At 58.2% G+C, this 20,773-nt stretch carries 22 protein-coding genes and 2 pseudogenes; 15 read left to right on the top strand and 9 right to left on the bottom strand.

Features of this window, described 5'->3' with window-relative positions; all coding sequences use genetic code 11:
* Nucleotides 1-310: 310 nt before the first annotated feature.
* From C6558_RS27405 to C6558_RS27385, 4 genes are all read left to right on the top strand, one after another.
* Nucleotides 311-1,054, top strand: a complete 744-nt coding sequence (locus C6558_RS27405) for an NYN domain-containing protein (protein ID WP_057213483.1) — start codon at nt 311-313, stop codon at nt 1,052-1,054.
* Nucleotides 1,055-1,820: 766 nt separating this feature from the next.
* Nucleotides 1,821-2,927, top strand: a complete 1,107-nt coding sequence (locus C6558_RS27395) for a hypothetical protein (protein WP_057213477.1) — start codon at nt 1,821-1,823, stop codon at nt 2,925-2,927.
* Nucleotides 2,914-3,999: a nucleotidyltransferase family protein gene (locus C6558_RS27390; protein WP_057213474.1), complete on the top strand. Its 1,086-nt coding sequence runs from the start codon at nt 2,914-2,916 to the stop codon at nt 3,997-3,999. Before C6558_RS27395 ends, C6558_RS27390 begins: the two co-directional genes overlap by 14 nt.
* Before the next feature lie 184 nt (nt 4,000-4,183).
* Nucleotides 4,184-4,483 carry a hypothetical protein gene (locus C6558_RS27385; protein WP_057210204.1) on the top strand — a complete coding sequence of 100 codons (300 nt, stop codon included), beginning with the start codon at nt 4,184-4,186 and terminating at the stop codon, nt 4,481-4,483.
* Nucleotides 4,484-4,644: 161 nt separating this feature from the next.
* Here the strand turns inward: C6558_RS27385 and C6558_RS41055 are convergent.
* Nucleotides 4,645-5,411 (bottom strand): annotated as a pseudogene (locus C6558_RS41055) (pyridine nucleotide-disulfide oxidoreductase); the annotation flags it as partial.
* Between the two features lie 547 nt (nt 5,412-5,958).
* On the opposite strand from C6558_RS41055, the gene C6558_RS27375 reads away from it, so the two are divergent.
* Nucleotides 5,959-6,306, top strand: coding sequence for a hypothetical protein (locus tag C6558_RS27375; protein WP_057213468.1), 348 nt, complete (start codon nt 5,959-5,961; stop codon nt 6,304-6,306).
* 197 nt (nt 6,307-6,503) lie between these two features.
* Nucleotides 6,504-8,585, top strand: coding sequence for a mechanosensitive ion channel family protein (locus tag C6558_RS27365; RefSeq protein WP_057213465.1), 2,082 nt, complete (start codon nt 6,504-6,506; stop codon nt 8,583-8,585).
* A gap of 271 nt (nt 8,586-8,856) precedes the next feature.
* Here C6558_RS27365 and C6558_RS27360 read toward each other — a convergent pair whose 3' ends face one another.
* Nucleotides 8,857-10,086: a type II toxin-antitoxin system HipA family toxin gene (locus C6558_RS27360; RefSeq protein WP_057213462.1), complete on the bottom strand. Its 1,230-nt coding sequence runs from the start codon at nt 10,084-10,086 to the stop codon at nt 8,857-8,859.
* Nucleotides 10,079-10,663, bottom strand: coding sequence for a helix-turn-helix domain-containing protein (locus C6558_RS27355; protein WP_057213459.1), 585 nt, complete (start codon nt 10,661-10,663; stop codon nt 10,079-10,081). The genes C6558_RS27360 and C6558_RS27355 overlap by 8 nt, the downstream gene beginning before the upstream one ends.
* 213 nt (nt 10,664-10,876) lie before the next feature.
* Here C6558_RS27355 and C6558_RS41050 point away from each other — a divergent pair, with 213 nt between their 5' ends.
* The 3 genes from C6558_RS41050 to rsgA are packed head-to-tail and all read left to right on the top strand — an operon-like array spanning nt 10,877 to nt 12,399.
* Complete coding sequence (locus tag C6558_RS41050; RefSeq protein ID WP_244494624.1) at nt 10,877-11,116, top strand: hypothetical protein; 240 nt, start codon at nt 10,877-10,879, stop codon at nt 11,114-11,116.
* 56 nt (nt 11,117-11,172) lie between these two features.
* Complete coding sequence (locus tag C6558_RS27345) at nt 11,173-11,358, top strand: hypothetical protein (protein ID WP_057210199.1); 186 nt, start codon at nt 11,173-11,175, stop codon at nt 11,356-11,358.
* An 18-nt stretch (nt 11,359-11,376) separates the two neighbouring features.
* A complete protein-coding gene (gene rsgA / locus C6558_RS27340) occupies nt 11,377-12,399 on the top strand; it encodes a ribosome small subunit-dependent GTPase A (protein WP_057213456.1) in 1,023 nt (340 codons plus the stop codon).
* Nucleotides 12,400-12,718: 319 nt separating this feature from the next.
* Here the strand turns inward: rsgA and C6558_RS27335 are convergent, their stop codons facing one another.
* Nucleotides 12,719-13,474, bottom strand: a complete 756-nt coding sequence (locus C6558_RS27335; RefSeq protein ID WP_057213453.1) for a hypothetical protein — start codon at nt 13,472-13,474, stop codon at nt 12,719-12,721.
* A gap of 92 nt (nt 13,475-13,566) precedes the next feature.
* The gene (locus tag C6558_RS27330) at nt 13,567-15,195 is read right to left on the bottom strand and encodes a DUF1254 domain-containing protein (protein ID WP_057213450.1); all 1,629 of its coding nucleotides are present in this window, start codon (nt 15,193-15,195) and stop codon (nt 13,567-13,569) included.
* 597 nt (nt 15,196-15,792) lie between these two features.
* On the opposite strand from C6558_RS27330, the gene C6558_RS41045 reads away from it, so the two are divergent.
* The 6 genes and pseudogenes from C6558_RS41045 to C6558_RS41040 form a co-directional block, all read left to right on the top strand.
* Nucleotides 15,793-15,951 carry a DUF4411 family protein gene (locus C6558_RS41045; RefSeq protein WP_347376841.1) on the top strand — a complete coding sequence of 53 codons (159 nt, stop codon included), beginning with the start codon at nt 15,793-15,795 and terminating at the stop codon, nt 15,949-15,951.
* A 216-nt stretch (nt 15,952-16,167) separates the two neighbouring features.
* Nucleotides 16,168-16,389 carry a hypothetical protein gene (locus C6558_RS27320; protein WP_057213447.1) on the top strand — a complete coding sequence of 74 codons (222 nt, stop codon included), beginning with the start codon at nt 16,168-16,170 and terminating at the stop codon, nt 16,387-16,389.
* Nucleotides 16,390-16,507: 118 nt separating this feature from the next.
* Nucleotides 16,508-16,825, top strand: coding sequence for a hypothetical protein (locus tag C6558_RS27315; RefSeq protein WP_057213445.1), 318 nt, complete (start codon nt 16,508-16,510; stop codon nt 16,823-16,825).
* A gap of 535 nt (nt 16,826-17,360) precedes the next feature.
* A complete protein-coding gene (locus tag C6558_RS27310; RefSeq protein ID WP_057213440.1) occupies nt 17,361-17,864 on the top strand; it encodes a ferritin-like domain-containing protein in 504 nt (167 codons plus the stop codon).
* Nucleotides 17,865-18,443: 579 nt separating this feature from the next.
* Nucleotides 18,444-18,881 (top strand): hypothetical protein, encoded by a 438-nt coding sequence (locus C6558_RS27300; protein ID WP_107028023.1) that lies wholly within the window; start codon nt 18,444-18,446, stop codon nt 18,879-18,881.
* A 54-nt stretch (nt 18,882-18,935) separates the two neighbouring features.
* Nucleotides 18,936-19,155, top strand: a pseudogene (locus tag C6558_RS41040) (IS1595 family transposase); the annotation flags it as partial.
* Between the two features lie 62 nt (nt 19,156-19,217).
* Here the strand turns inward: C6558_RS41040 and C6558_RS27295 are convergent.
* From C6558_RS27295 to C6558_RS27280, 4 genes are all read right to left on the bottom strand, one after another.
* A complete protein-coding gene (locus C6558_RS27295; RefSeq protein ID WP_057213437.1) occupies nt 19,218-19,421 on the bottom strand; it encodes a hypothetical protein in 204 nt (67 codons plus the stop codon).
* 99 nt (nt 19,422-19,520) lie between these two features.
* A complete protein-coding gene (locus C6558_RS27290) occupies nt 19,521-19,760 on the bottom strand; it encodes a hypothetical protein (protein WP_082557299.1) in 240 nt (79 codons plus the stop codon).
* A gap of 239 nt (nt 19,761-19,999) precedes the next feature.
* Nucleotides 20,000-20,218, bottom strand: coding sequence for a hypothetical protein (locus C6558_RS27285; RefSeq protein WP_199197059.1), 219 nt, complete (start codon nt 20,216-20,218; stop codon nt 20,000-20,002).
* Between the two features lie 99 nt (nt 20,219-20,317).
* On the bottom strand, nt 20,318-20,770 hold the full coding sequence (locus tag C6558_RS27280) for a type II 3-dehydroquinate dehydratase (protein WP_057213428.1): 453 nt from the start codon (nt 20,768-20,770) through the stop codon (nt 20,318-20,320).
* Nucleotides 20,771-20,773 lie beyond the last annotated feature (3 nt).

Here is a 20,773-nt window from a genome sequence, read left to right as displayed (position 1 = left end):
CAGGGGTGTATATGGCACTGCCACACAAATTGCCGGAGCCAAAACCCATCCTGCCGCCCACAGTCAACGTGGCTGCCGCCTCGCAATGGGGCAAAGGAGAAAAACCGACAACCGCGTCTAGCCTTTTCGTTGGCGCGTTGAGGTCGCTTCGATCCGAGAGGAGCCCTAATGGAAGGAGAAGATCGGCATTGGAATTTGGCCGGTCATGCCGTCGAAAGGAGTTTGGTCCAACCTTTGGTTCGCAATGACGCCGAAATATCGAAGAGCTGGGAACACATTCGAGCCGCCGCGGAAGTGAAAGGAGAGTTCAATGTCTGGTGAAGCACGATCTCCGCGCCTCGCCGTCCTGATCGATGCCGACAATGCATCGGCAAAAATTGTCGATGGCCTGTTTGAGGAAATCGCCAAGATCGGAGAGGCCAGCGTCAGGCGCATCTACGGGGATTTTGCCAGTGCACGATCGAGAGCATGGATCGAAGTGCTGTCGCGTCACGCAATCATACCGCAGCAGCAGTTTGCGTACACGACCGGTAAGAACGCGTCTGACATCACCCTCGTGATCGACGCGATGGATCTGTTGCACAGCGGTCGCTTCGATGGCTTCTGTCTGGTCTCGTCCGATAGTGATTTCACACGCCTGGCGTCGCGGATCCGCGAGCAAGGCACTGATGTTTTCGGCTTCGGTGAGCAAAAGACGCCGGAAAGCTTCCGTCAAGCATGCCGCAGGTTCATCTACACGGAAAACCTCCTACCGATCGCCGCGTCAAATGGTGCGGAATCGGCTCAGACGCCCACTCCGCTCCAGCAACCGAACGCCGCGGCCCCCGTTATCAAGAAGGTCATCTCCCAGATGGAAAGCGAAGACGGATGGGTCCCGCTTGGGGCCATCGGCACGCAATTGGCGAACCTGGCATCGGACTTCGATCCGCGAACCTACGGCTTTCGCAAGCTCAGCGATCTCGTGCGCAAGACAAACGCTTTCGATATCGAGCATGTGGAGGGCAAGCCACTACGGATCCGCGTTAAACAACAAGCATCCAAAAGGAAGGCCTGAGTGCTCGGCAGGGACGCGAGCAATCCCCTCACATTCTCCATTCGGCGGCTCGAGGTCAAGCCATCTTCGAGCTCCTTCTCCGTCATAAAGAAATCCATCGCGGGGCCTTGCTTCTCTCCGGGATCGGCCTTGCAGGCCTCCCACCATGGGGTCAGAAGAATGAAGCAGAACAATCTGCAGCACGCGCTCAATCGGCTGGCACGCGACCATCGGGGATAACCTTTTCCCTTCAAAGCCGAGGGCGCGGAATTCCAGCGGCCAATAGCTGTTCGTACGAACTGTCGCGTACCTTGCGACAATGGGAAAGCACTCGGCGCCCTCCAAAATCGCCGTAAAAATTGCGCGGAGAACCGGGCTTGATGATCGGGTGGTTCTCCGGGGCGTTTGGCGGGCGCGAAAGTCTCCGCTCGACTGCCATCGGTCGTGGCATCGCCGTTCCGCACGCGTTGCTGCGATCGAGCTCGTCGCCTGTAGCATCGTACGCGACTAGCGCATCCGATAGATTTCAACAGTCCCGACAGCGACGCCGTCGATCTCTTCTTTACCCTGCTTTGGCCACGCTCTGAGGCTCGCACCTTCTTGCCTTCCGCTGTCGCGACATTCCGTATGGTGCGGGCGGCGCTGATCAGGGAGGGGCTCCGGCTGGCCCGGTCGCCCGAGCCCGCGTCAGCTCCCGACCGACTCCCGAGAACCGGACACCCTTGCAACCGTTCTTTCGATCGTTAATGTGGATGGACTGTCCGTGGCGAACACAAATGGGATAGGAATGAAGTTCCGCCTCTCCGCCGGTGCAAGTTTTTTCCTGCTGGGCGAGCGAAAGACAATATTTGACGAGGCGTCGCAGCAGATTCTTCAGCTCGATGAGCTGAGCGCTTATCTTACCTGCCTTCTCACCGACCCCACGTCGCCTCATGAATTGGAAACCGCGGTCATGGCGCGTGGCGCCAGCCGGGCCCGGGCTCATGCGTCGGTGCAAAATTACCTGGCCTATTGGTCACGACGCAATCTACTGGAGATCATTTTCGATGAGGAGGAGGGCCAGTTACTAGATACCCGAAAGTTCGTTTTCGCCGGTACCACCGTTTCGATAGCCTTTTACGATCAAGATCTTCGCGATCTCATTCTACCCGTTTTCGCCCACAACAGGACGAACGCCGATACGTTACACACGGCTGTCTACGACGTGGCGCGGCTTGGCGATCGCGTATGCATCAGCCGAAATCGTACCTCAGGAATGATCGTCGCCGGCTCGGAAGCTGCCCCCGCGCTTAAGGCGCTAATAACAGACGACGTTCTTGCGAATCTTGGAGCGAACATCGCCCTACACGCAGCATTGCTCGTCAGGAACGCCAGAGGCCTGTTAATCTGTGGCGCGCCGGGGGCTGGCAAGACCACGCTCGCCATGGCGCTGCTTGCAGCAGGTTTCGCCTGCGGCGGGGATGACATCGCACTTTTGGACGAAGATGGCCTACTTGTGGGCGTGCCCTTCTCGCCGGCACTCAAGCAGGGTTCTTGGGGTCTGCTCGACCAAATGACGGATGCCATTCTGGCGGCACCTATCCACCGGCGGCTTGACAATAAACGCGTCCGCTATCCGAAAGGGCTTTGCTATGCCACACAGGAACGGGTTCCGCTTGAAGCCATCGTACTGCTCCGCCGTCGGCGAAACGGACCGGTCGTGGTTACAGACGTTGAGGCCCTAAAAGTGCTTTCTGAACTGGTGGCCGGTGCTTTCACGCCTGGGCGCCGCCTCGCTTTGCCGCAGTTTCAGCGACTCCTGCAGATGGTTTCAGGGGCGCGCGCCGTCGAACTTACGTACTCTGCCCTCGACGAGGCCGTAGAAACCTTGAGCCGCCTTCATGACAGGCAATAGCAGACGCGACCTCCTTACGCTTGCCTGCTGCCTCAATGGGCAGATACCAAAAGACGCGAACTGGGACGCGATCATAGCTCTTGCGAACAGGAGCCTGACGATCACCTCTCTCGCAGCGGCGGCTAAGAAGTCCGAAACGCAGGACTTGCCTGAAGACGTGAGCAATTACCTGGCAATGATCTACGCGCGCAACGCGGAGCGGAATTGCAGACTGAAGGCGCAACTGATCGAGGCGAGCGCCCGTCTCAACGACATTGGCATAGAACCGGTCGTTATGAAGGGAACAGCGGTTCTCGTGAGTGCAGACCCTGAAGAGTTCGGCGCCCGCATTCTGACCGATTTGGATATTCTTGTCCGTCCGGAGAACATGGCCGCCGCAATAGAAACATTGCGCCATGTCGGATACGAGATCGAGCTTTCAGCCGGCGAAGGTTCCTGGCCAGGAAACACAAAATATCATCTCCCGGTCGTTCTGGTCCGTCCAACGTATGTCGGGAGCATTGACCTTCAGTGCCGACCGAGGGGGCCGTCCTCCTTCGGTAACGCAGAATGGCTCCACCGTCACAGCCGCGCGCTAGATATTGCCGGTAGTCGCGTGCGCCTACCCACGCCCCTTGCGCAGATCGTCCTCTTGCTTCTGCACGATCAGTTTCAGGACGGGGATTACTGGCGTGGGCTGATGGACCTGCGCCACCTTCTGGACATCGCGAAGCTCTCCCGCACATCACCGATCGACTGGAATGAGTTGAGAGGGCTCTTCGCGAGCGGTTATGAGAGAAACGCTGTGGATACGCAAATCGTGACGGCCGACGCGCTGCTCGGGCTAGACCGGCCGGCTACTAGCGGGGTGGGATGGATGGCCAGGATCCAGTTTGCCCGGCGGCATTTTCAGCTCGGCCGCGAGTATCTTGCGGGCCCGCTCACGCTCCTGACACTTATCTCGGAACTTGCCCACTACCGTTCCTGGGATCGCTTCGGTGGCGAGCCCTATCCTTCCTGGCGCCAGGAAATTGAGCGAAAGGTTCGCGAGTTGCGACGCATTTTTCGCCCGAAGCCGCTTGGTAAACTGTAGGGCTGTTTCGAAACTGTTAGAGCGCGCTTTGGTTGAGGTAGGCGAAGTGACAAGCCGGAGTGCACATTTTGGATGAAAGTCACATCCGACCAGCTTAAAGGCCCAGATCTAGGCCAAAGACTTTGCTGGAATAACTCAATTTACTAATGTACTATTGATCACATTAGGCGCGGGGGGAACACGTATGTCCGAAAAAGTTGACGGCTCGCAGTCTCGAAGCAACGAAGACCGGCGCGAATTCCTGAAGGACTGCGGCCGCTTTGCAGTCGTAACCCCGCCTGTCGTGACGATGCTTCTGTCCACCAGCCTGACGTCGAAGGCGATTGCGGCATCCGGCGGAGGTGGCAGTACTAAGGGCAACAATGGTTGGGGCAATGGACCGGATCCGACAAATCCAGGAAGCAGCCACGGGGGCGGTGTGTCGAAAGGCGGCCCGGGTGCGGGCAAGTCGCAGAGCAGCACCAAGCAAAACGGGGTCCGGTAGTTCAGGCCTTGAGTGGTCAGGGATTCTCGTAAGACGTGGCGCGGTGACTTCAATTTGCATGTTTATGCGCGTTGCGGCCATAGACCAGGGCACGACATCGACCCGATGCCTTGTGGTCAGCACGGCGGCGAAGCACGCCAACTGCATTTTTACAACATTCCCTAATCCTCCCGAAAGCGAAAATGGACTGCCTGCGCTTGGCGTGCAGCGTCCGGAATAGGTACTGGGACCCGTCGTTCCGGCATCCAAAGCTGGGCCTTTCGCGACACCTGGCGGCCATCGAGTTCGAGTGACAGGACACCGCGACAGCGTCGATTGAAGCGTAGCTTGAATTGACGGAAGGCGGACACGTTCAACTCGACGCGTCGCGAGATCTGCGGCACCACCAGCTTCGCCGGCGGATCGAAGGTGAGAGCAACGGTGGTCCGGCCTCCCCTCCCCTGTCCAGGTCTAGCGCAATCGCCGCCCCCACGACTGTCCCTTCGCGGAAAGCCCAACTGCAAGTCTCCACGGCGCGCAATACGTTGCCGCTGGCGAAGTAGAGGGGGTTGTCCGTGCGACCGTCCTGGTCAACGGCCGGCCCGGCACTACCCGCAGCAACTCCGATCGAAGACTGCAGGAAAAGCGCGGCCTCCGGCGTGAAGCGCCCGGTAAACAGGATTCCATCGCAGGAAACAGCGACACCAATTCTGAGCCGACGATCAATGGGCGACTGAACGGCATGAGGCCATAGAAGGTGACATAGGACCGCAGGGTGCCTGTTGTGACGATACCCACTGGCCGATCGCCGGATACTAGCCTCGCCGAGCGCGGCGTCTCACGCGCGCCGGTAGAAACCAGGATGCGGCGGGCCCGCAAATGTGGCAACGCCCTTGTCAGACGCAACGTTCAAGACACCATCGTCGCCCAGCGAGACCACCGAATGCCCGCACATCGACCTGCGCGGTTTTAGGTGCTCCAATCCGGCGTCGACCCGATGGCATTAGAGCTCAGCGCGCAGCCAGTTGGTTGCAAGGGACCAGGAGGCCGCAATCATCGAGACTTGAGAAGGATATGGGCAGCGAGATCGCGTTCTGGCACATATCGGATGAAAGCGCCGTCAAGAAGCTAGGCCCGCATACGCCATCCGCAATCACCAAGGTGCCCCACGGTTCCGGATTTCTTGCATCCACCAACTCGTCTCCCCTTTCGGCCTCCCATGTCCGGGCCTCTCAACGCAAGCTGAACCTCAGCAAGATTTGGTCTGGAGTGAAATAGGGACGAGGCGCCCAATTTTCTATCTGTGAGGTATATAAATCGAAGATGTGGTTATCGGCGAGAAGGCCGATCCAGGTCCCAATCGCGGCCGATTGACAATCGGAACAACGCGTGTGTACGCTATTCAGTTGGCTTGTGCCGTCAACACACTACACGGATGAGTTCAAGATATCCAGGAGAACGTCGGGATGCCGGTGTGAGAATAAGGGGGGTCCGAAATGACCGTATACGTCGCCGAGATTTCAGGACGCGGCATCGCCGCTTTTGACGCCGCCAACGACATTGAAGCGAAAGCACAGCTGGCAGACCGGGGATTCCTGCGGGACCTGATTGTCCTGCAGAATAAGGGTCGTGCGCTCTGGGATGGTGTCTCGGAGATCCATGTGCGGATGGCTACCCCTGAGGAGACAGAGATCTGGCAGACAAGGCGAGCGGCAGCTATTCCGTCAGGTGAGGAGTCGGATGACGAGGGTCGGCATGTCTTCCTGGTCCCCGTCATCGATCCTTCTCATGACAAGTTCGACGATGACGACGACCCCCACGATGACGACCGTGATGGCGACTGAAACCATCACGGATGACGCGGCCCTGATCGAGGAAGGGCCGGAGTGGGTGCGGCCCGGCCTTCCCCAACTTTATGATACCGTCCCAATAGGTAGACGGATAGAGCGCAGAGTTCGCCGCGCGGTCGAGCCTAAACGGTTGGTTTGATGGCGTGTAAATCTGGTCGCGCTGTCCGCCAGGAATTAATCCGGAGCGCGCCATGACTACCGCACTACCCACTCGAATCGGTTTTCTGCTGTTTGCCGTCGCTCCGATCCTCTTTTGGATGCTGCTTGGAACCTGCTGGGCACAGCAGGTTCCCGTGGGCGTGCCACCCGAAAAGGCACAACAGTTCCTCGAACTGCTCTCTGATCCGCAGGTGAAGACATGGCTCGAGGGAAAGATCCCTGCGACTGCCGCGGAGACGCCTTCCAGGTCGCTCGTCGAGGGCATTTCGAGCTGGGAGGCCGCCGTCCGCGCTCGCATCGGTGGGCTTTTGGAGGCAGTCCCCCGGATACCGGAGGAACTGGCAAGCGCGGCCGCTGTTGTCTCGCGCGACGTGAACTCGGACAGGCCCGGGCTGGTGGTCGGCATATTGGCCGTGCTGATTGCCGTTGGCTTCGGCGCCGAGTGGCTGATACGGAGGGCCTTTGCCCAGGCACACAAACCCGGCGCAGGAGAGGACGCCGGACAGCAGATCCTGGAGGAGATCGCTGCGTTGCTGACGTTTGCCCTGGCCAGCGTCGGCTCGTTCCTGGCGTTCGAATGGCCGCCCTTGCTGCGTAAGATCATCCTTACACTGCTTCTAGCCTTCATCGTGTTTCGGGTCGTTCGGGCAATCCCCAAGTTGCTGTTTACCTTGGGCGGCGCCAGCGCCAAGGCCGATCAGCCGACGGCAGCTTTTGAAAGCGATGCGGCTGCTCGTTTCTGGCTTTGGCGGGTCAGCCTCATTGCCGGCTTTCTGCTGTTCGGCTGGACCTTCGTCAGCCTCATGCCCGACCTGGGCTTCTCCATCGAGGTGACCCGGCTCGCCGCCTTTCTGATCGGGCTTGGCATTCTGGCGACGGCAGTCGAAGTCGTCTGGCGGCGACCCGGCAAGCCGGCTTCACTCGTCGCCAAGTCACTGCTCACCCTCTACCTCGTCGTGCTTTGGTCGGCTTGGGTAGCGGGATTGCTGGGACTAATGTGGCTAGGCATCTATTCGCTGCTCTTGCCGGCCCTGGTGCGCGGTGTGGGCGATGTGGCGCAAGCCTTCGCAAACAGGATCACGCGTACCGGGGCCGTCGGCGTCATGCTGAACGTGCTCATCGTCAGGGGCGCCAGGGCAGTGGTGATTGCCGCGGCGGTCGCATGGCTCGCCTATGTCTGGCGGATCAGAGCTGCGGCCCTCGCCGGCAGCGAAACTGGCGCGATCGTGATATCCGGACTGTCCAACGGCATCATCATTCTCCTGGTCGCCGACCTGCTTTGGCAGCTGTCAAAGGCGTTGATCGCATATCGGATGGAGCTTGGGCCAAAGGACGGTTCCAATGCCGATGAACTCGCCCGCGGCGCGCGGCTGCGCACGCTGCTGCCAATATTCCGCAACGTGCTCGCTGTCTTCATCGGCGTCGTCACCGTACTGACGATCCTGTCCGGACTGGGCGTGCAGATCGCACCGTTGATCGCCGGCGCGGGCATTTTCGGCGTCGCCATCGGTTTCGGTTCGCAGACGCTGGTTAAGGACGTCCTGAGTGGCGTTTTCTATATGCTCGACGATGCCTTCCGTGTCGGTGAATACATCCAGAGCGGCAGCTACAAGGGCACCGTCGAATCGTTCAGCTTGCGGTCGGTCAGGCTGCGGCATCACCGCGGCCCAATCTTCACAGTGCCGTTCGGCGAGCTGGGAGCCGTTCAGAACATGAGCCGCGACTGGGTGATCGACAAGATGACTCTCAATGTCACCTACGATTCCGACGTAGATCTCGCTCGTAGGCTCATCAAGAAGGTCGGTCAGGAGCTGGCTGCGGATCCTGAGTTCGCTGCCGACACGCTTCAGCCTTTGAAGATGCAGGGCGTCGACAGCTTCGGCGACTTCGCGATCGTGCTCAGAATGAAGCTGATGACCAAACCGGGTGCGCAGTTCACCATAAAGCGACGCGCTTTCATGATGATCAAGAAGGCTTTCGATGAGAACGGCATCAAGATCGCGGTTCCAACCGTCCATGTTACGGGGGGAAGCGATGAAGCCGCCGGTGCGCAGCAAGCGCTCAACATGAGCAAAGCCGCCGAGCTGGCGGCCAAGGCACCTGTCGGCCCCTAATAAATCACCGGTTCCGGAACTGGCGATGCATCGGCAGGCAGCGCCAGAAGACCCTGACGTGCTTGTCGTCGCCCACGAAAGCTGATCGAGGCGGAATTGGAGGCCATTTTCCACCCTTCTCTCAAAGTTCAACTGCCGCACTCACGCGCCGGGCGGCCGAATGGCACGGCGGTAGCGCAAGTGCGATCAACACTGGATCTGGAGGTCTACGGGTGACAAAGCCTTGAATATACAGCAAGGCTTGACAAGTTGAATGCCGAGCCGCAAGGCACTACTTCGCGAACTCACGATACAGCTCGACCGTCGGAGCGTGCCTATCGATTGCGTCGGCGACCTTGGCGGCCATCGGCAGGTTCTTCTTTTCCGCCTTCCATACCGCCCTAAAACGTTCAACCGTCTCGCGCGACGTGTCGATCACCAGCTTTTCGGAAAGCTCCGCTTTCGCAGCCAGATGCGCCAGCTCGTCCTTTGACAGTGCCGCCATCTTTTTTGTGCGGGAGAAATTGAGCGCCGCCGTATCTTCCCCCTCGATGTAAGGGATAGTCGACAACAAGTCATACGCTGGCGAGAGCGCAGGGGTGCGGCGATCAGGATAGATTAGCGACCAGTTCTTCAGGTGCATGTCGCCATTGCCGATTAGCGTGCTGAAGACTAGACGCCGGATGAATTCCGCCACGTCGGCCGTGCTGGTTTCGATCCCCAGCACGCGGCCGATCATCCGGTAATTGCCCTTATCGTATTTGTGGTCGGGAAAGACGCCGAAGACTTGCGCAAAATCCTCGATATGCACCGCTCCTTCCGGCGTGCGGTCAAAACGCTTGATCGCCAGCGCCTGCCCGTGCAGTTCACCCACCCCCTGCGGCAGGCCGCTCACGGCGTCGAGATCAACCAGCTGGATCTCAGGCACGTTCATACCTATCATGCGGGCGATGGTCATCATCGCGAACTCGTTCTCGGACACGCCGCTATATTGCTGAGACGGCAGCTTCACGATCCACGAGCCACCCGTGCCCTCGGCTGGAATGGTCAAGCCGCCGCCCTTTTTGTCGTTCTGAAAGGCCGAGAACTTCAGCTGCACACCCGCCAGCGAAAAGCGCAGTGCGTTCGGCCGCGCTTCGACGATAGCCTGTTCGTCATCCGGAGGCGCGTCATCCCCTTCGGAGGGATGCACCGTCACAGCCCCAGGCAGGTCGCGGCCGAGCATCCAGAGCAGGAAGAATTCCCGCGACGGCTTCACACCCGCACGATAAGCGAGGTATTTGCGCAGCGGTCCTTCCGGCAGTAGGTTCGAGAAGAAGGGCGGGACCACCATGTTGTACGGCCTGAACTTCGTGATGAGCGCCCCGAACGGGTCTTTCTGGGACAGGCTAAGCGTCGGCCGCTTTTCGTCCTCGATATAAGCATCGTTGAACGCGAAGACGGTGCGCCCGTCCTGCAGATTTGTCAGGGTCGCAACTGGTTCCCCATATAGCCTGACATCGAGTACCGTGACCTTAGGCATTATCGTCTTCCTCATTCAGCGCATAGGCCGAGCGAGGGACCGCGTCGTCACGGTCGCGGTGCACCGCGGCGTTGCGTAGGTGTCTTACGGCATGTGCGATCCTGCTCAGTTCCTGACGGGACGGTGGATCGGCCTGCCACCGGTCGAGGCGTGCAGTCGCCTCTTTGAATGTGTCCATCTCCTCGGCCGACAGTGGAAGATGCCGTAAGAGCGCGAGGCTATCTTTGAAGGAATCTGCCTCGGAAGCACTACCGAACCCGCCCCTGTTCTGCGCAAACCACCGCTCAAGGCGCCCCACCAGTTTGCGCTGGTCGGATGTCAGGAGATCACTCGATGTCCTATCGAGGATATTGCGTACCGCCGGCATCAGCTTTTTCGGGGTAAGGACGATCTCGAGGTCGAGCGCGCGCGCCACATCCACCAGGCTCCCAAGTCCGGGCTCCATTGTGCCCCGTTCTATCTGAGAAATATGGCTTTGCGTCAGGCCTGATCGTGCGCTCAGCTCGCGCTGGCTCATTTTCTGCGCTTCGCGCGCAGCGCGCAGCTGCTGCGTTATATGCTCCGTCTTATATGCCATATCATTATCCTGTATCGCACGATGGAAATAATACAGGATAATATATATAGAGTGGTCAGAACGATGCAATGCCGATATACAAAGCCGTATCAAAGAAACTAGCTTATATGTAATTATATATCAGCTTACAGCGGTTTCGACCTGCCGATCACACGCGCGGCCTCATCACGCTCAGTTGGGCTACATACATATCGACTCGAAAAGGAGGCAAAAATGGCTGCAAACGCATATGTACGCGCCCGCATTGAACCTTCGGTAAAGGATAGCGCCGCCTTGGTGCACCGCCGCTATCAACAAACAGTCAGTCCTTCGCGCGGGGGTGACGTCGGTGGCGTTCGGGAAATGCACCGCGACATATGTGATGGCGGCACGCTCTGGATGGGATACGAACCAGCGTTGGCTAGTTCGTCTTTTGTGCAGGCATGTGATATTGCAATAGATTGCGAAGTATGACAGCCGGACATCATTTTCAGCGTTTGGAAACGCTGGACCGACACTGGAGAGCATTTATGGGTTGGAAAACGCCAAAGTTTGAATACGTGAATGGGTATAAAATCGTCGAAGTCGATGGGCCAACCTTCAAAGTTTATGACGGTGACCGTCAGTTAGGCGACCATTTCCCCTACTCGGGCGAGGCTGCTGCTTACGCAAATTCTTTGCCAAAGCGAGATCATCAGCACAAGAAGCTTGCATAATCAAAGGCGAAGCAAAATTTGACGAACTCCTGCCTCCGCTCAGCGTTGGAATTGCTTGGTTGGTCTGACTTTTTTGCGGATCAGGTAAAGCCCACTGAAGCTGACCTCGTACCCAAGCGCGTCGCGTCGGTGCACCGGGCACGCATCGAAGCGATGGGCGCCACGGGGTCAGACAGGCTAGAGCTACCAGCCCACGCCAATACGGCTGACTTCGCGGTGGGCGACTGGGTGCTTGCCGATCCCCGGTCCCACATGCTTGTCCGCCGGCTTGACCGGAAAACCGTGTTTAAGCGACGCCCGGAAGTCGGACGTGGCCAACAACTTGTTGCTGCCAACATCGACACACTGTTGATCGTGACGTCGTGCAACGCCGATTTCAATATTGACCGGCTAGAACGTTACCTAATCATGGCCAACGAGGCGGGCAGCAAACCGGTCATTGTGTTGACCAAGGCTGACACCGCGGACGACGTTGGCATATTTCAGGCCAAAGCCGAGGCTTTACAGCGTGACCTACCTGTGGTCGCCCTGAATGGGCGCTCTGCCGATGCAAGCTTCTTTTTGAGTTCCTGGTGCGGCGTTGGCCAAACGATCGCCCTGGTGGGATCGTCCGGAGTAGGAAAGTCGACGTTGGTAAACACGCTGACCAGACCTGCATCTGACGCAAAGCAGAAAACCGGGACTATTCGCGAACATGACGCGCAAGGCCGTCACACCACGACCGCGCGCTCGCTGCATCCTATTCCAGGCGGCGGCTGGGTCATAGACACGCCCGGAATAAGAACACTTTACGTCAGCGATATCACCGACGGGATCGACACGCTTTTTTCCGACATAAAGGAACTGGCACCGGCTTGCCGATTTCGCGATTGTACCCATGCGCATGAACCGGGCTGCGCAGTTCAGGCAGCTGTCAAAAGCGGCACTTTGGCCGCCGACCGCCTTGAACGCTGGCGAAGTCTTGTTTCTGAAAACCGTGACAGAACACCTGTCGTCAGCGGACCACGCGGCAACAAGATCGTTCGCAAAAAGAAGTACTGACGCCTTAATTAGGATTCGAACCGCCGACCCATCACTCGTCCGCCCTCTGGGGCGCATTTATGGATGGCTTTCGCTTGGCAAGGACTTTTGGTGTGACGGCGATTTCCAAGCACGATCGCGGCACCGAGAGGCGCTGCGATGCAGCGGCATGGTAATTGGGCTTGCTCCGAGGCGGAGGCAGCTCCCTGATGTGATTGTGGTCTCGATGTGTTTTTTCCAATCGGCCTCGGAAAGTGTGCGTATGCGATCGGACGTTGGAGGGAGACCCTGTGCCGTCGGCGGTTCGGCGGCGCAGGGCTTCATGAATGGGCCAATTGCATCAGTAGCAGGGCGGATAGGGATAGTAGCCGCACGCCGGGGGTGGGTAATAGGGCGTAGCAGCAGCACCTACGGCTGCGCCAACAGCAGCCCCGGCAACAGCTGCCCCCGCGACGGCGCCAGCGCCATACCACGCGCCGTGATAGACCGGGGCGTGCCAGTAAGCGCCACCGTGGTAGCCGTATCCACCACCGTGCCAAACCGCGCCACCGTAGCCACCCACATGGGCGAATCCACCGCCGCCCGGTCCGCGAAACGCGAAGGCGTCAATGAAAAGAGCTGCTGGACCGCTCGCATTGTTCAGGCTGCCTTCCAGGACGGCAACGTCGAACGTGAGCGTATTTCCTTCCAGCTTCGGCGACTTGAGCGTAACCACGGCGTCGTTCACATCCGAGCCGTCGCCGCCAAGAATTGAAACCGTCGCATTTGGCGGGTCGATTGCGAAGTTGTCCTTGCCTTCATCCCACTGCATGATGAACTGCTGGGTGGTTACATGACCTGCAGCGCGAACGGGCCGGTCGGCGAACACGATCGAGTTCTTCGACACACCCGTCAGCACCAATTTGCTACCGTCAAGCGTAGCGCCATCCGAATTGATCACCGCCAGCGATGGGACCGGACCAGTCGGCGTGACATGGCCGATGGTTTTTTCCAGCGGGACGTGTGGTTTCTTGGCGACGTCTTGCGCGATCGCACCCGTCGCGATGGCAAGGCCTCCCGCAAAGGCTACTACGGTTGCGAAGCGATTGATGTTCATATTGAAATTCTCCTTAGAAATGAGAGCAAGCTTCCTTCACCACTGCTGCAGAGCTGGTATCCTTCAGCTCTCTACTGGAGATCTGCGTCCCGTCACTTGGTCACCAGTTCAACCTCGCTTGGCCTCCATTCCTTCGTGAAAAATGGTTCGAGCGGTCCGTAGAGACGCAGGCACGGGATAAACCCCTTACTGGGCACGGTCTGGATCCAGTTACCTCGAGCGACGCCTTCAGGTTGTTGCGGCGAGAACCAGACCGTCGTCGTGCCGTCGGCAGCTGCCTCGGCCGCGGGCGAAGGATAGCTCTGGCTGCCGGCGCGCGGGTAGCGCTGGGGGGTATCGAGCATCGAACGCGTCTGGTTGTCGTAGGCAATAAAGGACCAGAAATTGGCGTAAGGAATGTCCTTCGGCAGCGTCACCTTGTAGGTCTTGGCACCGTCGAAGGGCTGCTTGTCTGCATCCACGATCGTCCACAGGTACTGCGAACCAATGCCCGGCACGCGCATGGCCATCCCTGGCGTAATGCCGGTGACGCCGTAGAAGAAGGACGTTCTGGAGTCCAGCAAGCGGTATCCCGTCGCCGGGTAGGGCTTGGCGCCCTCTGGCGTAATTTCTGGAATCGGCGTTTCGAACTCGTAGCCGCTGACAAACAACTGGTTCACCCAACTCGAACCGGGGTAATAGTACCAGTCCTCAGCGCGAGGAGCCATGAACAAGGTGCGCGACGTGGCGTTGGCTAGCGCCACGGCTTCGGTGAGGATCTTCTTCATCCGCGCATCCGGCGCGAAGGGTTTGCCTTTGACGATGCCGATGGCTGCGATCGGGCCCATCAACTCGGCGTCGAGCGCCGTTGCAGGCTCCTGTTGCACGATTTCGTTGAGCCACTCGTAATACGAGTAGTCGTTGGGCGGTATCGTGTTCATCACCACACCACTGCCTTCGTGGAAAACAGTCGGTGGCGGCGGGGTGATCGGCCCGAGTTTGGTTTTACCGTCAAGGAATTCGGAAACGGGCGTGCCGTAGCCGCCGGCTTGGTACGGATAGACCTTAAGTGTTTTCTTGATCTGTTCGACCACCGGCTTTGGATCGTTGTTCTCCATGAACGCGCGAGCGAACCAGATAACGAAGTTGGTGCGGGCGCGGGCCACAAAGTAGCCCCCTTCGGGAACGTTACCCTCGTAGCCAGGTGGCAGGATGAGATACTTGCCGCCTTCACCGCGATCAGCCCCGGGCGCGCCCAAATCAATAACCCAGCGGAACCACTGGTCGTCGATAGCGCCCAACATCTTGGGTCCCACCTCAAGCACCATCGGTCCCTTGGAGAGATCGAGCATTCCCAAGGAATAGATCGTGTCCGCGTTAGCCGTCAGGAATAGAGACTTGGAATCCATCAGATCGGAGAAAATGAGGACTTCATTGTCTTTCACCCCGACGCTCTGAAAGCCTTTGTGAAGCGCCGCTATGCTGACACCCTGGAAAGTGTTCACGAACGCCTCGAACCCGTGCGTGAAGTCCAGATTGTCATAGATCTTTTCGATGGTTTCCTTGCTCGGCATGCCGTCCTTGAAGTCGAGTGTGCCGATGCGAGTCTCGACCTTGTCCGGCGTCAGGATAGATGCAGGCGGGGTTGCCGTTTGGGCGCTTGCTCCAATCGTGCAGGCGAGGAAAGTCGATGCCGCAAGGGCCATCATCAGCCCGCTGAGTCTGCTGTCGATCAATTTCATTGGTCGTTCTCTCCCTAGGTTCTTTGGGTTGTGGCGAGCGCTGCCAGTTGTCGGCGCGCCCTCCCTTGACCAGTTGGTAGGCTCAAGCTGACTCATCGGTAATCCTAAGGAAGCCTTGATGATATTGTCCTTTGGGGAAGTTGTCAGACCGCCGATGTCGGCGCAAAGGAGTTTCGTCGTACGTGTCTTTGCTCTCATGGCCGAACCTGTAAAATTGCGTTGGATCTGTGAAATAGATTTCTTCAATGCACTACTTACGCTGCGTCGCTTCCGGGCTCAGAGCAACGTAAATTACTGTAACGAGTGTGTAGTTTACTAAGCCTCGAACGCGAGGCGCCGCTTTGTTTGCGGTTGCTCAGAGGGATCAGGTGCATGCGGTTGAAGGACAGAAATCCCGCCACGTGACCCAACTGGATTGCGACTGCATGAGGATCGAAGCTGATGTTACGCGGCTACTCACGAACGTGATCAGAGCCCGAGTGGTTCCTGGCGTCGAGACGTCGACACGCAGGGCAATTTCGCCGAAATCGTCCTGCACATGGCAACAGCCCACTATAGCCGGCAGTTGCGAAATTCCTCGACAGCGCAGATTCACTACTGATCGCCAAGGCGCGTTCGATCGGCGCCACCGTGGTCACGCATAAACTGAAGAAGCGCGTCCTGATCCCGGATTTCTGCCTGGTCTTCGACGTTCTATTCGTGAACACATTCGAAGGGCTCCGCCAATTCTCCGCGAAGTTCGTTTGGTCGCCTTAACGAAGACCTGCGGCATGCCATGCTCGAACCGATGCGGAAATCCGGTTCTCTAGCACGCGTGCCGCGGTTACCGAAACGTATCTTGTGCAGACGCCCTATTTGGGAACTTTGTGCGCCCCACGCCGTTTAGCAGTACACATACCCCATCTGACGCTTCCTCCGCCGCCTGGCAAATGGCCGTTTTTGCGCCGAGATCCGACACCCGGGAGCGTTTCGATGACCAGGCATTTCAAGTATGAAAGAGAGGCCCTGCTTCGCGGCTGGGATGCAGTCTACGATCTAGAAGAATTCATTCGGGCCTATCGTTTGGCACCGCTTGCCGCGCGCGAAATCTTTGCAAAAGCCGGCCCCCGCAGGCTCGATCTAGCAAATGCCATGGATGCACGAAAGTTGCAGCAAGGCACATTAGTCGGTAATGCACTTATGTCTGGCGCTTGACGGAAGTCTGTTGCCTCAGTGCAATATTGCGCGCAGGATACTTCGTCGACAGCGATTGAAGCGGGCGCTGTCGCGAACGGGTCGTCATGTACCTGTGCCCCAACCAAAGGAGGACATCATGTCTTCCAGCCACCCAGAACACTATCTTGATGCCGACGACCTCAGCCTATTGGTCGAGGTGCTTACCGCTGCGGGTTTCTACGGAACGACAGCCAAGGCAGATCCAAGTGGACGGCTTGCTGCCACGCGTTTCCTGATGACGGCGCTCGAAAACGGTATCAATAGCCGCGAAAGGCTTACCGCAGCCCTTGTCGAACGTGGCGATGCTTCAAGCGGAGAACATCAGACGCCTCAGCAGACGAAAGCCGAGGCGATTGATCGATGGGATGACGAAGGCGGCGCTATCTCAAGCGTCACCGCGAAGTCTCCTGCTTGACCGCCGGCTTGAACGGCTACCGATCGGCCGTCAGCCCTTCTTATGTTCCAAACGGGAGAATTCGATGCACACACTGCCCAGCCTGACAGGCCACCATCTCAGCCCCCGCGATCTTTCAGCAGTGCGCAGGGTTTTTGAGGCGACCTGTTTGAAGACACGGCTCCTGGAGCGCGGCATACAGGCCGATCGCCTGGCGAGGTTCATCCTGGATGAATTCCGGTTCGGCAACACGGATGAAGCGTCCCTTTTGGAATGTGCTCTATGGCACGAGACGCGACGTACTCCGCCCAAAGCGAAGAACCATTCTATCGTTGACATACGAACAGCAAGAACGCGCGAGGGTCGGGATTCCGGCCAAGTACCCAAAACCGGCGATCCTCACGATCGAGTCGCTCGCTAGCCATCTCACCCCATCCGACAGCTACGTCCGCCAACCCTCTGACGTCAAATACCTGGCCGCCCCTCATGGGCAGCCAGCACGACCAGGCGCGTCGCCTGGAGCATGACAGAGAGTCCTCTAACCACAGGAGCCATCATGGCCAAGGAAATCAAAACGCTGGACGTGCTTTTTCACGATACATTGAAGGACGTCTATTTCGCCGAAAACAAGATCGTCGACACACTGCCGAAGATGCGCGATGCCGCCAAGAGCAAGCAGCTCAAGGATGCATTTATCAAGCATCTCGGCGAGACAAAGGTTCATGTCGAGCGACTGGACCAGGTCTTCAAGATGATCGGCAAGAAGCCGGAAAAGAAGACATGTGACGCGATCATGGGCATCACCCAGGAAGGCGCCTCGATCATGGACGAGTATGAAGGCTCGCCCGCGCTCGACGCCGGATTGCTCGCGGCTGCGCAGGCTGTCGAACACTACGAAATGTCACGCTATGGCACCTTGCGGACGTGGGCCCTGGAACTGGGCATGAAAGATGCCGCCAAGCTGCTCCAGACGACGCTCGACGAAGAGCAGGCAACAGACATAGCTCTGACCGCGATCGCCACCAAGGTCGTGAATCAGACCGCAGAAAAAGCGGCCTGAAGCATTTCCAGTAAAAGTGCGAAGCGGTTTTCCGTTAGGACATGCGTAAAAAAAGAGATAGAGCGCTTCCGCGGCTCTGACTCAACCGGGAACGCTCTACGTGAATATCGGCCCCGGCTTGATCCTATCAAGCCGGGCAAAGGCAGTCTCGGCCGACGATTATGTCCCGCCCCGGCGCGCGACACTGTGGCCAAATCACGCGGTTATCGATTGCATTTGTCGGGAAGGAGACCACAGTGGTGTCAGGCAGATCTTCGAGCAGGCTCTAACTGCCGAACTCGATCGGGCCTCTCGTGTTTGGCACGCGCCGCCGTCACTTAAGCGTTCCGACGCCCCCCACGCGGAGATGGCCCGACTCAGATCAGAGCTTACCATCGTCGTTCCTCCTTGTTCCGGGACAACTTTCGTGTGGGAAGCGGCTCAAGGAACACGGTCACGTCGGAAATCAGCGCCAAGCGTCCGATATCGGACAGAACCCCTCGGGCGCTTCTTACCTCGCATGGGTGACTGGACTTGGGCATTTGGACGGTTCACACTTCTGTCATGGGGCTGAGCATCACTCGTTCAATGGAGGGCGACATGAAGCACCATGAATTCGACCAACTGCAAAGTTTTGCCAGGATCGACCAGGACTTTCCCCATCGAGCCATGCCGCGCGATAAGCGTCTTCAACGTTGGGTGGAACTCCTCGAAGCGGATCCGCAGCGGATCCTTTCGACGCTACTTGAAACTGAATTTCAACCGCGTGCTGTGCGCGCTGCCTTGCGCTGTGACAACTCAGCGATCTCGGTCGCCTTCAACGATCCGGTCCTTCGGGCCGCCGGGCTTGAAAACGACACCTACGGAGAAGCGAAACGGTTCTTCGAACTCTCGGACGGTCAATTGCACAAAATCGTCTGCTACTGTCATTTCGGCACGACAGTTAGCGCGGAAAAGACCGCTCGGTACATCCGGGTAAGATATGTTGACCGGCCGGATGGCTTATTGGCCCGGCTGCGGGCAATGATCGTTGGATGATACCGGCGAGTGGGTGTTATTGTCGATGATGGCGGGACGCGGACGACCACCGGCTGCCGCCACCAGACATCGCTCATTGCTGGCACGGTGATGCACAGCACGCAACTGCCGCTGCGCATCTGGTTTCTAGGCGCCGACCTCCTTGCCACCGATTCCAATGGAATGTCCGCCGTTCAGCTCTAGCCGAAGCCAAAGCCTTGGCAGTTACAAAACCGCCTGGCTCCTGCTCCACAAGATCCGCCGGGCGATGGTGGGCCCGGACAGGCTTCCGCTGCGCTACTTCAAGCGATCAAGCTACGGAACATACCATGGTGTCCGCGACAAGCACGTTGATACCTACGCCAGCGAACTCGTCTTCCGCTGGAAGCGAAAACGGCACTTTCGATCAGCGTCGACACGATCCCCGGTCTCGGTCAGCGGATCGGCCGAACGATCTGGCGCGACATCGTCGGCTACAGGCGGGAATGGAAGTTGGTGCACGAGGATCAGATCCCCGAGATGGTCAAACCCGACAAGCTCGACCGCGCTCGGTGAAAACACCGTAGACCTTGATTTCCTTCCGAAGTAGGCGGATGCGGCGTGATAGCGAGGAGTCCGAGGCCATCGCGGAACACGTGATCAACCGCACCTTCGGACGGCTCAATGTTTCTGGAAGTCGGGAATGCGGCCAATATCGCGTAGGTAGGCTACGATCTCGTGATGAAGGTGGTCGCGTGGTCCGTAGCGGTCGCAAATCTCTTTCAAAGGCTTTTGGACCTGTTCGCACTCAGGAAGATCGGCGTCACCGATTAACCAACCATCATAGTTAGCCAGCGCGACTGGCTCGCACCCGATTGACATCAGCTCGGCTATGAATGCCGGAATCTCGTCTTTGGTCAAGGCATATCCATGGGATTCGGCCATTGTAGGATTCAACAAGGTTTATATAGGAAAGCCGTAGACGGGGTCAGTTCCCTGCCGATTTGGACGTGTCCGTGCCAAGGGGTCCTCGTTATTCCTCGCCGGATAGGCAGCGTTTGGCTGTCACGAGGAGCTGCTTGCCATCCACCCATCCACTCGTCAGGAAGGCGTCATGACACGAAAGGAATCTGTCCGCCTTTTTAGAATGGATGCGGAACTCAGTTCTGCTCGATGGAAGATGACACCAGCCCTTTGTCCTGACCAAAAAGCACGCCTACTTGCTCGCCAAGCAATGTAACAAAAGCTTTCGTTTTGGCAGCCGAGCGCGGCCCCGGCGGATAGATGGCATGGACTTCCACTTGCCTGAATTCATAGGATGGGAGGATCGGCACGAGCCTTCCATCGGCTATTTCCCGGCCGCAGACGGCAGTGAACAATGCGCCTATTCCCCTTTGGGATGCCCGCACCATCACCATGACCGGTGTTTCTTCTGCTGGCTGACCTTTTCAGCCTCGCGCAAGACCTTGCGAGCACCATCAGACCTTGTTTTGCTCAATGAGCGCTTCAATGGCGTGAACCGCTGTGGGATAGCCTGTAGCGCCCAGACCCGCCATTACCGCAGTAGCACGCATCGAGACGTAGGAGCGGTGATAGATCGGTTCACGCCGGTGAACATTGCTGATGTGAAATTCGATTATCGGACCGGGAAACATCTTTAACGCATCCAGCAAAGCAAGCGACGTGAAGGTGAACGCGGCTGGATTGATGATGATGCCTGCAGCATCCTCATCAATCGCTTCGTGCACCCATTCGATAAGCCGTTCCTCGCTGTTCGTCTGGCGAAATTCCACCGGCCGCTTTCCAGCCGCCTGCCTGCACCACGTTTCGATTTCGCCGATTGTCGTGTAGCCGTAAATCTCAGGCTCGCGTTTTCCAAGCCGGTTGAGGTTTGGTCCGTTGAGAATGAAGAGGGGTTTGGGGTCTGTCATGAT

The organism is Ensifer sp. NM-2 (assembly GCF_003024455.1).
Lineage (GTDB): Bacteria > Pseudomonadota > Alphaproteobacteria > Rhizobiales > Rhizobiaceae > Ensifer > Ensifer canadensis.
This window is presented reverse-complemented; position numbering and strand designations above follow the sequence as displayed.

Coding starts and splice junctions, on each gene's coding strand:
- C6558_RS27405 (WP_057213483.1), top strand. CDS start 311: ATGTCTGGTGAAGCACGATCTCCGCGCCTCGCCGTCCTGATCGATGCC.
- C6558_RS27395 (WP_057213477.1), top strand. CDS start 1,821: ATGAAGTTCCGCCTCTCCGCCGGTGCAAGTTTTTTCCTGCTGGGCGAG.
- C6558_RS27390 (WP_057213474.1), top strand. CDS start 2,914: ATGACAGGCAATAGCAGACGCGACCTCCTTACGCTTGCCTGCTGCCTC.
- C6558_RS27385 (WP_057210204.1), top strand. CDS start 4,184: ATGTCCGAAAAAGTTGACGGCTCGCAGTCTCGAAGCAACGAAGACCGG.
- C6558_RS27375 (WP_057213468.1), top strand. CDS start 5,959: ATGACCGTATACGTCGCCGAGATTTCAGGACGCGGCATCGCCGCTTTT.
- C6558_RS27365 (WP_057213465.1), top strand. CDS start 6,504: ATGACTACCGCACTACCCACTCGAATCGGTTTTCTGCTGTTTGCCGTC.
- C6558_RS27360 (WP_057213462.1), bottom strand. CDS start 10,086: ATGCCTAAGGTCACGGTACTCGATGTCAGGCTATATGGGGAACCAGTT.
- C6558_RS27355 (WP_057213459.1), bottom strand. CDS start 10,663: ATGGCATATAAGACGGAGCATATAACGCAGCAGCTGCGCGCTGCGCGC.
- C6558_RS41050 (WP_244494624.1), top strand. CDS start 10,877: ATGGCTGCAAACGCATATGTACGCGCCCGCATTGAACCTTCGGTAAAG.
- C6558_RS27345 (WP_057210199.1), top strand. CDS start 11,173: ATGGGTTGGAAAACGCCAAAGTTTGAATACGTGAATGGGTATAAAATC.
- C6558_RS27335 (WP_057213453.1), bottom strand. CDS start 13,474: ATGAACATCAATCGCTTCGCAACCGTAGTAGCCTTTGCGGGAGGCCTT.
- C6558_RS27330 (WP_057213450.1), bottom strand. CDS start 15,195: ATGAAATTGATCGACAGCAGACTCAGCGGGCTGATGATGGCCCTTGCG.
- C6558_RS27320 (WP_057213447.1), top strand. CDS start 16,168: ATGACCAGGCATTTCAAGTATGAAAGAGAGGCCCTGCTTCGCGGCTGG.
- C6558_RS27315 (WP_057213445.1), top strand. CDS start 16,508: ATGTCTTCCAGCCACCCAGAACACTATCTTGATGCCGACGACCTCAGC.
- C6558_RS27310 (WP_057213440.1), top strand. CDS start 17,361: ATGGCCAAGGAAATCAAAACGCTGGACGTGCTTTTTCACGATACATTG.
- C6558_RS27300 (WP_107028023.1), top strand. CDS start 18,444: ATGAAGCACCATGAATTCGACCAACTGCAAAGTTTTGCCAGGATCGAC.
- C6558_RS27280 (WP_057213428.1), bottom strand. CDS start 20,770: ATGACAGACCCCAAACCCCTCTTCATTCTCAACGGACCAAACCTCAAC.